The 12,994-nt window shown below is 72.0% G+C and carries 15 protein-coding genes; 6 read left to right on the top strand and 9 right to left on the bottom strand.

Annotated elements, in window-relative coordinates; translation table 11 throughout:
* Positions 1 to 669 carry a succinate dehydrogenase cytochrome b subunit gene (locus tag ACIQAK_RS29815; protein WP_366389365.1) on the bottom strand — a complete coding sequence of 223 codons (669 nt, stop codon included), beginning with the start codon at positions 667 to 669 and terminating at the stop codon, positions 1 to 3.
* A gap of 131 nt (positions 670 to 800) precedes the next feature.
* On the opposite strand from ACIQAK_RS29815, the gene ACIQAK_RS29810 reads away from it, so the two are divergent.
* The gene (locus ACIQAK_RS29810) at positions 801 to 1,697 is read left to right on the top strand and encodes a LysR substrate-binding domain-containing protein (RefSeq protein WP_366389283.1); all 897 of its coding nucleotides are present in this window, start codon (positions 801 to 803) and stop codon (positions 1,695 to 1,697) included.
* A 111-nt stretch (positions 1,698 to 1,808) separates the two neighbouring features.
* Here ACIQAK_RS29810 and ACIQAK_RS29805 read toward each other — a convergent pair whose 3' ends face one another.
* The 5 genes from ACIQAK_RS29805 to ACIQAK_RS29785 form a co-directional block, all read right to left on the bottom strand.
* Positions 1,809 to 3,983: an EAL domain-containing protein gene (locus ACIQAK_RS29805; RefSeq protein WP_366389284.1), complete on the bottom strand. Its 2,175-nt coding sequence runs from the start codon at positions 3,981 to 3,983 to the stop codon at positions 1,809 to 1,811.
* Positions 3,980 to 4,798 carry an SAM-dependent methyltransferase gene (locus tag ACIQAK_RS29800; RefSeq protein WP_366389285.1) on the bottom strand — a complete coding sequence of 273 codons (819 nt, stop codon included), beginning with the start codon at positions 4,796 to 4,798 and terminating at the stop codon, positions 3,980 to 3,982. The genes ACIQAK_RS29805 and ACIQAK_RS29800 overlap by 4 nt, the downstream gene beginning before the upstream one ends.
* A gap of 237 nt (positions 4,799 to 5,035) precedes the next feature.
* Positions 5,036 to 5,995 carry an SCO0930 family lipoprotein gene (locus tag ACIQAK_RS29795; RefSeq protein WP_366389286.1) on the bottom strand — a complete coding sequence of 320 codons (960 nt, stop codon included), beginning with the start codon at positions 5,993 to 5,995 and terminating at the stop codon, positions 5,036 to 5,038.
* A 220-nt stretch (positions 5,996 to 6,215) separates the two neighbouring features.
* Positions 6,216 to 6,422 (bottom strand): hypothetical protein, encoded by a 207-nt coding sequence (locus tag ACIQAK_RS29790; RefSeq protein ID WP_366389287.1) that lies wholly within the window; start codon positions 6,420 to 6,422, stop codon positions 6,216 to 6,218.
* Complete coding sequence (locus ACIQAK_RS29785; protein WP_366389288.1) at positions 6,419 to 6,679, bottom strand: hypothetical protein; 261 nt, start codon at positions 6,677 to 6,679, stop codon at positions 6,419 to 6,421. The genes ACIQAK_RS29790 and ACIQAK_RS29785 overlap by 4 nt, the downstream gene beginning before the upstream one ends.
* Before the next feature lie 32 nt (positions 6,680 to 6,711).
* On the opposite strand from ACIQAK_RS29785, the gene ACIQAK_RS29780 reads away from it, so the two are divergent.
* The 3 genes from ACIQAK_RS29780 (at position 6,712) to ACIQAK_RS29770 (ending at position 8,414) form a co-directional block, all read left to right on the top strand.
* Positions 6,712 to 6,846 carry a hypothetical protein gene (locus tag ACIQAK_RS29780; RefSeq protein ID WP_366389289.1) on the top strand — a complete coding sequence of 45 codons (135 nt, stop codon included), beginning with the start codon at positions 6,712 to 6,714 and terminating at the stop codon, positions 6,844 to 6,846.
* 13 nt (positions 6,847 to 6,859) lie between these two features.
* Positions 6,860 to 7,624: a DUF4239 domain-containing protein gene (locus ACIQAK_RS29775; protein ID WP_366389290.1), complete on the top strand. Its 765-nt coding sequence runs from the start codon at positions 6,860 to 6,862 to the stop codon at positions 7,622 to 7,624.
* Positions 7,625 to 7,844: 220 nt separating this feature from the next.
* Complete coding sequence (locus ACIQAK_RS29770; RefSeq protein ID WP_366389291.1) at positions 7,845 to 8,414, top strand: hypothetical protein; 570 nt, start codon at positions 7,845 to 7,847, stop codon at positions 8,412 to 8,414.
* Positions 8,415 to 8,506: 92 nt separating this feature from the next.
* Here ACIQAK_RS29770 and ACIQAK_RS29765 read toward each other — a convergent pair whose 3' ends face one another.
* Complete coding sequence (locus tag ACIQAK_RS29765; RefSeq protein WP_366389292.1) at positions 8,507 to 8,983, bottom strand: hypothetical protein; 477 nt, start codon at positions 8,981 to 8,983, stop codon at positions 8,507 to 8,509.
* A 327-nt stretch (positions 8,984 to 9,310) separates the two neighbouring features.
* Between ACIQAK_RS29765 and ACIQAK_RS29760 the strand changes: the two genes are divergently transcribed.
* Entirely contained in the window at positions 9,311 to 9,973 is a 663-nt protein-coding gene (locus ACIQAK_RS29760; protein ID WP_366389293.1) for a class F sortase, read from the top strand.
* Between the two features lie 227 nt (positions 9,974 to 10,200).
* On the opposite strand, the gene ACIQAK_RS29755 is transcribed toward ACIQAK_RS29760, so the two are convergent.
* The gene (locus ACIQAK_RS29755; RefSeq protein ID WP_366389294.1) at positions 10,201 to 11,049 is read right to left on the bottom strand and encodes a polysaccharide deacetylase family protein; all 849 of its coding nucleotides are present in this window, start codon (positions 11,047 to 11,049) and stop codon (positions 10,201 to 10,203) included.
* 140 nt (positions 11,050 to 11,189) lie between these two features.
* Between ACIQAK_RS29755 and ACIQAK_RS29750 the strand changes: the two genes are divergently transcribed.
* The gene (locus ACIQAK_RS29750; protein ID WP_366389295.1) at positions 11,190 to 11,648 is read left to right on the top strand and encodes a universal stress protein; all 459 of its coding nucleotides are present in this window, start codon (positions 11,190 to 11,192) and stop codon (positions 11,646 to 11,648) included.
* A gap of 19 nt (positions 11,649 to 11,667) precedes the next feature.
* On the opposite strand, the gene ACIQAK_RS29745 is transcribed toward ACIQAK_RS29750, so the two are convergent.
* Positions 11,668 to 12,867, bottom strand: coding sequence for a CapA family protein (locus tag ACIQAK_RS29745; protein ID WP_366389296.1), 1,200 nt, complete (start codon positions 12,865 to 12,867; stop codon positions 11,668 to 11,670).
* Between the last annotated feature and the right edge of the window lie 127 nt (positions 12,868 to 12,994).

Below are 12,994 nucleotides of genomic sequence, written 5' to 3'. Positions count from 1 at the left end.
TCAGCTCACCACTCCGGTCATGACGGCGACGGGTACGGAGACGAAGCCCAGCGTCAGCACCGCCGCGAGGAGGTTGGCGAGGGTCTTCAGGACGCGGTCGCGGGTCGCGTTGCCGACGCCGAGCGTCTGCGCCGCGCTCCAGAACCCGTGCTGGACGTGCAGGCCCATGGCGAGCACCGCGACGATGTAGATGACGTTGCCGTACCAGGTGGAGAAGGTGTCGATGACGTTCTGGTACGGGTGCCCGGCCTGGAAGCTCGTGTGGACGGTGCCGGTCGTCAGGTCGAGGATGTGCCACACGATGAAGAGCGCCAGGATGATCCCGCCCCATCGCATGGTCCGGGTGGCGTAGCTGGCGCGCGGCCGCTTGTGGACGTACTTGGCCGGGCGCGCGCGGATGTCGCGGCGGCTCAGCTGGTACGCGGAGACGCCGTGCAGCACGACGGCGGCGACCAGCCCCACGCGGACGATCCACAGCGCCCACTCGTAGTGCAGCACCGGCTCGCCCATGGTGCGCAGCCAGTGCGCGTAGTGGTCGAACTCGCCGGGTCCGAAGAAGATCTTCAGGTTGCCCACCATGTGGGCGACGAGATAACCGAGCATGATCAGACCGGTCACGGCCATGATCGCCTTCTTGCCGACGGTCGAGTCCCAGAGCGTACGCGTCATCGACGGCCGTCGGTCCGTCCGCGTTGCCAATGCCATGGATCCGACGGTAGGGGGCGCGAGCCGATCAGTCCAAGACATGGAGTGGCTGATCTTCATAGGCATGACCTATCGAACGACAGTAGCCTCGGTGTATGCACTTCCAGCAGCTCACGTATTTCGTGGCCGTGGCCGAGACCCTGCACTTCACCCGGGCCGCCGAGGCCGTGCATGTCTCGCAGCCCTCGCTCTCCCAGCAGATCCGGGCGCTGGAGAGCGAGCTGGGCGCCGAGTTGTTCAGCCGGGCCCGGGGCAACATCACCCTCACCGACGCGGGCGAGGCGCTGCTGCCCCTGGCCCGCCGCATCCTGGCGGACGCGGAGACCGCGCGCCACGATGTGCAGGAGCTGGTGCAGCTGCGGAGCGGCCGGGTGCGGCTCGGGGCGACGCCGAGCCTCTGTACGGGGCTGCTGCCCGATGTGCTGCGCGCCTTCCACGACCGGCATCCGGGCGTACGGCTGCTGCTGGAGGAGGGCGGCTCGCACGATCTGGTGCGGCAGCTGGCGCGCGGGGCGCTCGACCTCGCCCTGGTGGTGCTGCCGCTGCCCGCCGCGTCACCCGCGCTGACCACGGTGGAGCTGCTGCGTGAGGACCTGGTGGTGGTGTCGTCCGCCCTGGAGCCGGCGCCGGGGCGCGGTGGCCGGGTGCGGATCGCCGATCTCGAAGGGGCGCCGCTGGTGATGTTCCGGCACGGCTACAACCTGCGGGAGCTGACGCTCGCCGCGTGCCGCGCGGAGGGGTTCGAGCCCTCGTTCACGGTGGAGGGCGGCGAGATGGACGCGGTGCTCGGCTTCGTACGGGCGGGGCTCGGGATCGCGGTGGTGCCGAGCATGGCCGCCCACCGGGCGGGTCACGACCTGCGCCGGACTCCGCTGGCCCGGCCCGGGCTGCGGCGCACGATCGCCCTCGCGCACCGCAACGACGTGGCCCCGCCCCGGGCGGCCCGGGAGCTCCAGCGGATGCTGCTGGAGCACGGGCCGGGGGGCGGGTGACCGGCTCCCGGCCGGCGCGGACCGGGCGGACGGGCCCCGGCCGGTGCAGGCGAGCCCCCGCCGACGCGCGGCCGGGCCCGGCCCACACCGGCGTGCGCCGGGCCGCCCGGCTCAGACGGCGTCGGCCATGAGCAGCGTGTGGATGCGGTCCGGAGCGCCGGGGCGGGCGTAGTACCAGCCCTGAGCGGTGTCGCAGCCCAGCCGGCGCAGCTGCTCGGCCTGGGCCCCCGTCTCGACGCCCTCCACGGTCACGGCCAGCTCCAGGCTGTGGGCCAGCGAGACGATCCCCTCGACGATCTTCAGGTCGACCGGGTCGGCCGGATGCTGCTGCATCCCCCGGGTGAAGGAGCGGTCCAGCTTCAGGACGCTCACCGGCAGCCGCCGCAGGTTGGCCAGGTTCGAGTAGCCGGTGCCGAAGTCGTCGAGGGCGATGTCGACGCCCATCTCCGCGAGCTGCCGCAACGGCTTGAGGAGATCGTCGTCGGCGCCGATCAGCGCGGACTCGGTCACCTCCAGGCACAGCGCGCCCGGCTCCAGACCGGAACGCTCCAGCACGTCGACCGTCTCGGCGACCAGCCGGGGGTGGTGAAGCTGGGTCGGCGAGAGGTTGACGTTGATCCGCAGCGGACCGCCGTCGCTGTGCCGTTCCTGCCAGAAGTTGGCCTGCCGGACCGACTCCTCCAGCACCCAGCGCCCGAGCGGCACGATCAGCCCGGTGTGCTCGGCGAGCGGGATGAACCGGTCGGGGCCGAGCACCCCGTGCTGCGGATGGCACCACCGTACGAGCGCCTCGGCGCCGTGCACGGTGCCGTCGCCCAGGTGGACGAGCGGCTGGTACTCGATGAAGAACTCGCCCCGGTCCAGTGCGGCGGGCAGCGCGGTGGTCAGTCCGTGGCGGGTGATGGCGCGGGCGTCGGCCTCGGCGTCGGCGAATTCGAAGCGGTTGCCGCCCGCGGCCTTCGCCCGGTACATCGTGATGTCGGCGCTGCGCAGCACCTCGGCGGCGCCGCGGTCCGCGGCGGGGCCCTCGACGACGCCGATCGAGCCGCGGACGGTGAGCTCGCGGCCGTCCAGCCGGACCGGGGTGGCGAGGACGCCCAGGATGCGGCCGGCGAGCTCGTCCACCGCCTCGGCGGTCTCCGGACCGGTGGTCAGGGCCACGAACTCGTCCCCGCCGAGCCGGGCGACCATCTCGCCGGGCGCGGTGGCGCAGCTCTGCAGCCGGTCGGCGACCTCGACCAGCAGCCGGTCGCCGGCCGCGTGGCCGAGGCTGTCGTTGATGGCCTTGAAGCCGTCGAGGTCCAGGTAGCAGAGGCCGAAGCGGGCGCCGTCCTTGGCGGCGAGCACCTTCTCCAGACGTTCGAAGAACAGGGTCCGGTTGGGCAGTCCGGTGAGTGCGTCGTGGGTGGCCTCGTAGCGCAGCCGCAGGTTGAGCAGCCGGCGCTCGGTGGTGTCCTCCATGAGGGCGAGCTGGTACTGGGGGCGCCCTTCGGCATCGCGCAGCAGGGAGACGGTGAGGTTGGTCCACAGGACCGTCCCGTCGTTGCGGTAGTACGCCTTCTCCACCCGGTAGTGGTCGCGCTCGCCCCGGACCAGTTCGTTGTAGTACTTCCACACCTGGGGCGAGTCCTCGGGGTGGACCCACTCGTTCACCTTGTGGCTGCGGACGTGGTGTTCGAGGCCGCCGAACATCTTGGTGAGGGTGTCGTTGATCTCCAGGATGTTGCCGTCCAGGTCGGCGATGCCGATGCCGACGGCGGCGTCCTTGAAGACCGCGCGGAAACGGGCCTCGGTGGCGTGCAGGGCCTGTTCGGCATCCGAGCGGGCGGTGAGCGCCGAGCGGGCGATGGCCTCCTGCTCGGCGAGGGTCCGCTCACGCAGGGCCTGGGAGAAGCCGGAGGCGAGGGTGTGCTGGATGCGGGCACACCGGGCGCGGGCGTCCTCGGTGGACAGCTCGCCGGGTCCGTTGCCCCCGCAGTACAGGACGAGGTAGGAGTCGACGACCCCGAGCGTGGAGCTGAGGGCGTCCGGGTCGGTGCAGTGCGCGTCGACCAGCGCCGCACCGATCCGGGCGGCCGGGGAGGCGTCGAACGGGCGGGCGTGCAGGGTGAGGTTGAGCTCACGTGCCAGCGGCAGCAGGTGCCGCTCGAACTCCGGGCGGGTCAGCGAGGTGGCCGTCAGGGGGAAGATGGCCCTGCTCCAGATCGTGGCGAATCTTCGGAGCCGGCCCTCCGGCCCGTCCGGTTCCGCGTCCTGCTCACCGGAGGCCTGGGCGGGAATACTCACGCCTTGCGTCCAACCCCGCCGAAGCCCGAGAAGGCGTACGGGTCTTCCTGTTCGGGCGCCTGCGGGGTGTCCGGCCGCCACTCGGGCATCGACACGAGCCCGGGCTCGACCATCTCGTACCCCTCGAAGAACGCGCCGATCTCCTCGCGCGTGCGCATGATGAGCGGGTTGCGGATGTTCCGGTAGACGCCCACCGTGCCGTCCGCCTCTTCCCGGGAGAGCGGAATACCCTCGTACGAGGCGTGGGTCAGGACGATCAGGCTGCCGGGGGCCAGTGCCTCACGCAGTTCGGCGACCGCCGAGCGCGGGTCGTCGGCGTCCTCGATGAAGTGGAGCACCGCGACGAGCAGCAGGGCCACCGGCCGGTCCAGATCGAGCAGCCCGGTGACCTCCGGGCTCGCCAGGATCTCCTTGGGCCGGCGCAGGTCGGCGGCGGCGATGACCGCGCCGTCGTTCCCCTCCAGCACCGCCTGGCTGTGCGCGACGGCGACCGGGTCGTGATCGACGTACGCCACCTTGGCCCGTGGGTCGGCGGCCTGGGCGACCTCGTGGACGTTGCCGAAGGTCGGGATGCCGGAGCCGATGTCCAGGAACTGGTCGATCCCCGCGTCGATGGCGTACCGCACGGCCCGGCGCATAAAGGCCCGATTCGCCTGCATGATCTTGGGAAGGCCCGGAAGGAACTCCATGGCCATCCGCGCGGCTTCCCGGTCCACCTCGAAATTGTGCGATCCGCCCAGATAGAAGTCGTACATGCGGGACACGCTAGGCACCGAGATATCTATGCCTTGCGGTGCCCAGGCGGGACGCTCCATCGATGTCTCCAACAAGTTCGCCACGGCGATCCGGCCATGTTCATGGTCAGTGTTGACCAGAGGCTACTGATCGACCGCCAAGAGAGCGAGTGGAAACGGAAATTAGCGATCCGTTATTGGTCACACTCCGGTGGCATCGACGGCCGATCCGTCGCTGCGCGTACACATGCGGCGACGGACCGGCACGCCGCCCACCGATTACCGGTGTTCCGGGGCCACTTGGGAGCTGCTGGGCGGTCACTTGGCGGTCTTGACGAGCTTGGAGTCGGGTGAGACCGCGAACCACGTGCCACCGACTCCCTGACCGTTCACGTCACCCGGCTTCTCGTCCCCGGCGAACGTGTAGAGGGGCCAGCAGTCGATGGTCTGCTGCTTGATCCCGTCAGGGCGGTCGAAAGTGACGAATCCCTTCTTGGTCACGCCTTCCACCGAGTTCTTGGCCACGGGAGCGACCACCGGCCACTTCTTGAGGCAGTCGCCGGTGCAGGCCGTCTTCATCGGCCATGCGGAGTCCTGGGTGAACCGGTAAACGGTCATACCGCGCTTGTCCACCACGATGTCGCCGAGTTCGGGGTCCTTGCGGACGGAAAGTCCCGCCGCGTCGGCCGGTTCGGCGACGGCCGCGCTGTCGGCGTTGGCCGCCGCCTTCTTCCCGTCGGGGGCGGCGGCGAACCAGGTGCCGCCGACGCCCTGGCCGGCTGTCTGCCCCGGCGAGGTGTCCTTCGCGTACCGGTACATCGGCCAGCCGTCGACGGTGAGTTGCTTGGAGCCGTCGGTCCGGACGACCTCGCCGAGCAGCGCCTCGTCGGTTCCGGCGGCGGCGGTGACGTCGCCCGCGGGCACCACGGGCCAGGCCTTCGCGCAGTCGCCGTCGCAGTTCGACTTCGGCGGCTTCGCGGTGTCCTTGTCGAATCGGTAGAGCGTGAATCCCTCGCTGTCGGTGAGTACCTTTCTGAGCTTCTTGCTCTCCTGCACGCCGAGTTGGCCCGCCGCCTTCGGAGCGGCGGCGTCCGCGCCGGAGCCGTAACCGCCGCCGTCCGAGCCGTATCCGCCCTCCGCCGGCTGCTGCGCCGGGGCCGCGTTGCCCACCGCCTGTCCGTTGGGCGATGCCGTGCCCTGCTCCTGACCGCACGCCGTCGTCAGCGTCAACAGGGCCGCGGCGGTGACCGCGAGCGAGGCGTTGCGCCAGGTGTTCATGTCGACTCCCGTGGTACGTCGTCGTATCGCTCCGATGGCGGCGCGAGTCCGCGCCGTTCATGGCCCTAGGTACGGGGCGTGACGGGGGTCGCGTTCAACGCGGGGCGAGAAGATTGAGGCGGGCCGCGCGGCGCGGCGGCGGCCGTGGGCCTGTCGGGCCGTCAACCGCGCGCAAACATGAACGGCGCACTGTCCCACCATCAGGCGAATCACCGCGGAGTCACGCGTGTCGCCGTGCGGCGTGGATCAGGCTCCCCGTCGTGTACGGATCCCGCATCGGGCGGCTCTCGACAGCCGCCGCACTCATCTGGCTGATAACCGTACCGCAGCCCGCGACCGCCGACGCCTGCGCGGTGGCCACCATCGGGCAGGGCGACGGCAGCACCTCGGTCGCCGTGGCGGGCGGCGGGGACTGCGTGGCGGTCACCACACCGGAACCACCGCCACCTCCGCCACCCCCACCCCCACCCCCACCTCCACCGCCACCCCCACCTCCACCGCCTCCACCACCCCCGCCCCCGCCTCCCGCACCGGAGCCGCCCCCTCCACCACCGCCCCCGGCACCTGAACCGCCTCCCCCGCCTCCGCCTCCCGCGCCGCCTCCCGCGCCGCCTCCCGTGCCGCAGGCCGCGCCCGCGCCCCGGCCCGCGCCGAGGCCGGAGCCCGAACCGTCGCCGACCCCATCGGTGCGTCCGAAACCTCCGGAGCCCCGGTCCGTGGCGCTGCCGACGTACCGCAAACCGGCCCGCAAGGAGCCACGGAGCGGGCCCTCGCTGGTGTCCCTGACCCTGCTGATCACCGCCCCGGCGGTGTTCGCCGTCGCCGTGCTGCGGCCCCGATCGTCCCGCTGACGAGGAGACATCCATGTCCGAATGGCTCGTTCTGAGCATTGCCATGGCGTCGGCCTGCGCGGTCGTGCTCACCATCGCGGTCCTCAACCACCGCCGGGTCGGGGATGACGACGACCCCTCCGAGACGCCCGACGTCATCGAGTACATGACCATGATGATCGGCGTGGTCTACGCGATCGTGCTCGGTCTGGCCATCGCCGGGGTCTGGGAGGGCCGCAGCGCCGCCCAGGAGTCCGTACGGGTGGAGGCGCAGGCCCTGCACGAGGTGCAGGCCCGGGCCTCCGTCTACCCTGCCGAGGTACGCGAGCGCATCCGCGCGGACGTCGACGCGTACGTCGCCCATGTCGTCGCCGACGAGTGGCGGGTGATGGCGGACCGGGGCACCCTCACCGAACGCGGGACGGAGCTGCTGGACCGGGTGCGGGCGGACGTCACCGACTACCAGCCGAAGACCGACCACGAGGGGCAGGCGTACCAGCCGCTGGTGGACCAGGTGGCGGCGGCGGACGACGCCCGCAGCTCGCGGGAGCAGAACGCGGGGGCGACGATGCCCGGGGTGGTGTGGTTCGGCCTGATCATCGGGGCGCTGGTGACGGTCGGGCTGATCTTCACCCTCCAGATCCGCAGAACGTTCCGGGAACTGCTGCTGGCCGGACTCTTCAGTGCGCTGATCGCGTTCCTGCTCTTCCTGATCTGGGACTTCGACGCGCCCTTCGGCCGGGGCATCTCGGCCACCGCCGCGCCCTTCCTGGACCTGTTCCCGGAGGCCACCCGCTGACACTCCGCTCCCCCGGCCGGTGAAGCCGCCGGTGAAGCCGCCGGTGCGCCGTCGGGTGCGCCGTCGGGTGCGCCGGTCGGGGGACACGACTGACCCATTCGCCGGACCCCGATAGCGGTCGGTGTGCCCCGCTCCTAGCGTGTCGGGCATCGAGGTGCATTTTTCCTGCTATGTGGAAATTCATTCCGCAGCTGCCCCTCGGGGAACCCGGAGGATCACCATGCGCGCGATACGTGTCGCACCCCTCGCACCCCTCGCACTCCTGGGTGCCACCGCCCTCGCCCTGCCGGCCGCGCCCGCCGCCCACGCCGCGCCCGACGGGGCCGTCAACACGTTCAACCCGACGATCGCGCCCTCGGTCATCGCTCCGGGCGGCCGGGTGACCCTCGGCTCCGGCGGCTGCACCGGCGAGACGACCGTCACCTCGGGCATCTTCGACACGACCGTCATCCCGAGCGGCGGCACCACGGCCACCGCCACCGTCGACGCGGACGCCCGGCGGGGCGCGGTCTACGCGGTGACGTTCGTCTGCGGCTCCACCGGCACCTCGCGCAACGTCAACCTGAGCATCACCGCGGGCCCCCCCAGCACCCCGACCACCGTGCCGACGACGGCTCCCACCGTCAGCTCCACGGCCGTCGCTCCGACCGGTGCGGCACGCGGCGGTCTGGGCGGCAGCATGGAGACCATGGACTCCGTCGAGCTCGCCCTGGGCGGGGCCTTGGTGGTCGCCGCGGCCACCGGCACCCTCTACTTCGTACGCCGCCGCAGCGCCGGCCGCCGGCACTGACGGCTCACGGTGTGGCGCACGACAGTCGCCCCGGGTCCTGATCCAGGACTCGGGGCGACGGTGGTATCGGGCCGGGCGGGAACTCGGGCGTACTAGAAGGCCGCATGGCTCGTCCGCCGACGCCGGACGAGGAAGACCGCGCCACCGACGGCCGCAGCGGCCACCAGTCCGCCGCCGACCTGCATCTCCGTGGAGTTCGGGCCGATCGAGCCGCCGAGACCACCGGAGGTCCCCCGGCCGGCGAGCACGCGGAACTTGGCGGTGGCCGTCCGTCCGTCGCACTCGACGGCGAGGTTGTAGTGACCGGGGGTCGTCCTGTCACGGACGCGGACGCTGGCGTAGCTGGTGCTGTCGCTCGCCGGCAGGTTGGCGGTCGGGAACGCGTTGGACGTGATCCGGCCGCCGTGGCCGCAGCCACGGGCGCTGACCTGCAGGGTGCCGCCCTGGTGCACCTCGTACGGGCTGACCCTGACGTCCTGCGGGCCGTAGGTGGCAGCGGCCATGGGTGCGCTGAGCCCGACGGCCGCGAAGGCGGTCACGGTGACCGCAAGAGCACGTGAAGCACGCATCGTGTGAACCTCCATCGGGAAGCGCCCCGGAGTCTTGTCCTCCGGGTTGGATCGGCGACAACGCGTCCCATGACGAACACTCACCAGTTCACTTGTGGATTGCACTTCGGCACTGCTCCACCCCGGTGAACCGACGCGCCGTACACAGGCCCCCGAACGTCACGGAGCCCCAGGTCACAGACCATCAGAACTTTTATCTGCCGATTACTCCGAAGAGCAGCCCCCTCCCCCGTGGCGCGTCCCGCCCCACCACCCGTTCGCCTCTCTCCGATCGCCGCCCGCCCGACGTGGACCTAACGTTCGTCACGTCATGACGAAGGGAGCACCATGGGCCACGATTACGGTGGCGCCGAGCGGACCAAGCGGGTGCCATGGGGCGCGATCGCCCTGGTGATGCTCACCGGCCTCGCGCTCATGCGCGACGGGACGGCGGAGTTCGGCGACAGGCCGCCGCAGCCCGCGGCGGCTGCCGCGTTGGACCTGGGGCCGGACGTCATGGGACCTCCGGTCGACGAGACCGGCGTGCGGCCGTTGCCCTACGCCCCGGCCTCACGCGTGAAGATCCCGTCCATCGACGTCGACGCACCCGTCATCGATGTCAGCCTCGACGCGGACGGCCTGATCGACGCCCCGCCGCCCGAGGACCCCAACCTCGCCGGCTGGTACCAGAACGGCATCGCACCGGGGCAGCTCGGCACCTCCGTGGTCGTCGGCCATGTCGACAACAACTCGGGCCCCGCGGTCTTCTACGGCCTCGGCTCGCTCCAGAAGGGCCATCGCGTCGAGGTGACCCGCTACGACGGCCGGGTCGGGGTCTTCGAGGTCTACGGGGTGGAGGTCTTCTCCAAGGACGACTTCCCCGGCGCCCGCGTCTACGGCGACACGGGCCACGCGGAGCTCCGGGTGATCACCTGCGGCGGGGGGTACTCGAAGGCGGGCGGCTACGACGGGAACGTGGTGGTCTTCGCCCGGCTCGTCGAGACCCGCTGACGCGACCGACGCGACTGACGCGACCTAGCCCCGCGCCGGCTCGGTGCGACGGGCGTGGAGGGGGCCCCCGCTGACGCGACCGCGCCCCCCGCGACCGCGAGCGCGTCGGACGCCGGTCCGTCCAGGGGGGCAGCGCGGTGTGGCGGCCCGACGCGCCCGGGGCGGTGCCCCGGACGCGTACCGCGGGCACCGGATCCGTCGAGGCCGGCCCCGGGCGGGCCGGCTCCTCAGAACCGCTGGGGCACCGTGATGCGGTACCCCTCGTCGAGCAGCCGGGGGAGGTAGCGGCGCAGGGCCTCGACGCTCTGGGACCGGTCGCCGCCGGCGTCGTGCGAGAGGACGACGACTCCGGGTGCCGCTCGGTCCAGCACCCGGCGGACGATGGTGCCCGTCCCGGGAGTGGTCCAGTCGAGGGTGTCGACGGTCCAGGCCATCGGCTCCATGCCCAGGTCGGCGCCGATCTCGAAGGAGTTGCGGTTCCACGCGCCGTACGGGGCCCGGTACCAGAGCGGCGGGGTGCCGAGCGTCGCGTCGACCACCTCGCTGGTCCGGCCGAGTTCGTCGCGGATCGCGGCGCGGGAGAGTCCCGGGACGAGCGGGTGCGACCAGGAGTGGTTGCCCACGACGTGGCCGTCGTCCGCCATCTCCCGCAGCAGGTCGGGGTGGGCGTCGGCCATCTCGCCGCAGACGAAGAACATCGCGCGGACCCGGTGCTCGCGCAGGGTGGCGAGGATGTCCGGGGTGTAGCGGGGGTCGGGGCCGTCGTCGAAGCTGAGCACCATCGAGTGCCCCAGGTCGGGGAGCTCCTCGAAGGGGCGGGTGCGCACCGGCGGCCTGGCCGGTCGGAAGCGGGGCGGGGAGCCGGCCGTCATGGGCTCCAGGCGGTACGCCGGTGGCCGGCCCGGTAGGTGGGCGGGCGGCCCCGCGGCGGCGGGCGGGGTGCCCGCCGCCCGTGCGGGGCGGGTCGGAGTCGACGCCGGATCGGCGGCGATCAGGTACACGGCGGTGGCGCTTCCGAGGCCGAGGGCGGCCTTGAGCAGGGTGCGGCGGTCGGGCCGGATGTGATCACTTCTCATGGCCAACTGCTCGCACGACCGGGCGTCCTTGCCAGCGGACGACACCGAGGGCCGCCCGTTTTGTACCCGTTCGCCGCAGCGGTGGTCCTGAGCCGAAGCCCGCCTTTGTGGCTGCCGGGAGAGCCGACAGCCACGGAACCGTGACAGACCAGCAGCCTCATCGGTTCGCACGCGGTACGGACGGGCCCAAGGTGATCGTCGCGGGGGTCGACGGGTCCGGCTCGTCCATGCGCGCGGCCGCCTGCGCCGCCGGGCTCGCCCGGCGTCAGAACGCGGAACTGGCCCTCGTCCACGTGCGGCCCGTGATCGCCTCCGGCGCCGCGCCGGGCGTGCCCGTCGGCGACGCGACGGGGGAGATCGCCCAGGAGCCGGCCGACGAGATCCGGGAGACGGCGGAGCGGCTGAACGACACCTGGAACGTGCGCTGGGAGTTCTGTGCCTTCCGCGGCGACCCGTACGGGCTGGTGACGGCGGCCGACGAACTCACCGTTGGCGCCGTGGTGGTGGGGGCGTCGGAGTCGGCGGGGCACCGGTTCATCGGCTCGGTGGCCGTCCGGGTGGTGAAGGCGGGGCGCCGGCCGGTCACCGTGGTGCCGTAGGTCCCCGTACGGGTCCGGGTCACTCCCCCATCACCAGGCCGTCGCCCTCCGCTCCCCGGCCGAGGACCACGTCGCGGATGCGGTCGCGGACCTGGCGGTGGTGCTCGGCCCCGGCCTTGAGGGCGGTGTTGAGGTTGACCACGCGCCCGGTGGTGGTGTCGTACCACTGCGGGACGAACTCGGCCTTTCCCACCGTCCACCGCCCGCCCGGCCGCGCGGGCGGCGCGAAGGTGAAGCGGCCCATCGAGCTCTGGTTGCCGCGCGGGTCCTGGACGCCCTCATAGTTGATCATCGCGCCGGCGATCTGGTCACCCATGCCGTAGACGACCCAGGTCCCGTTGACCTTCTCGTACGCCTGCGGGACATGGGCGTGGGTGCCGATGATCAGGTCGATGTCGGGACGTCCGCGCTCCTGGGAGGCCGTGAGCCGCTCGGCCAGTTCCAGCTGCCTGGCGTCCGGCTCGTCCTGCCATTCGGTGCCCCAGTGCATGGAGAGCACGACGACGTCGGCGCCCGCCCGCCGGGCCTTCCTCGCCTCCGTCACGATCTTGTCCTCGTCGATCACGTCGACCGTCCACGGCTTCCCGGGGGGCAGCGGCCTGTCGTTGGTGCCGTAGGTGTACGCCAGGTGAGCCACCTTCGCCGCCCGCTTCCCCGCCCCCGTAGGCAGGATCGTGGGGCGGGCGGCCTCGGCGGCGGAGCGGGCGGATCCGGCGTGGCGGACGCCTGCCGCGTCCAGGGCTCGCAGGGTGCGGCCGACGCCCTCGGCCCCGTCGTCCAGGGTGTGGTTGGAGGCGGTGGAGCAGGAGTCGTAGCCGGTGGCGCGCAGGGCGGTGGCCACCTCGGGCGGCGACTTGAAGCTCGGGTAGCCGGTGTAGGGGCCGCCCTCCTTCCCGTACACCGTCTCCATGTGGCAGATGGCCAGATCGGCGCGGGAGACGACCGGCGCGACGCCCTTGAGCATCGGGGTGAAGTCGTAGCCCCGCCCGCCCGCGTCGGCCGCCGCCTGGTCGATGACGGAGGAGTGCGGCAGGACGTCGCCCGAGGCCAGGAGGGTGAAGGGGCGCGGTACGTCCGCGTGGTGGCCGCCCGCGCCCCGGGCGACGGAAGCGGGTGCGCTCGGGCCGGGCGGTTCGGGCGGCTGCCCGGTGCAGCCGGTGGCGGCGGCGAGCAGGAGGGCGAGGGCGGCCACCACGCCCGGTCGGATGCGCTGTGTCATCGGCTCGACTCCATGTTCGGATGATTACGATCATCCGACTACACATATATTCATACTGCTTAAGCAAGGAACATTGCCGCATACCTAGCTGAACTGGTCGTACCGTCCGACCCCGACGGCCCCTTGA

Source organism: Streptomyces sp. NPDC088706 (assembly GCF_044752765.1).
Classification (GTDB): domain Bacteria; phylum Actinomycetota; class Actinomycetes; order Streptomycetales; family Streptomycetaceae; genus Streptomyces.
This window is presented reverse-complemented; position numbering and strand designations above follow the sequence as displayed.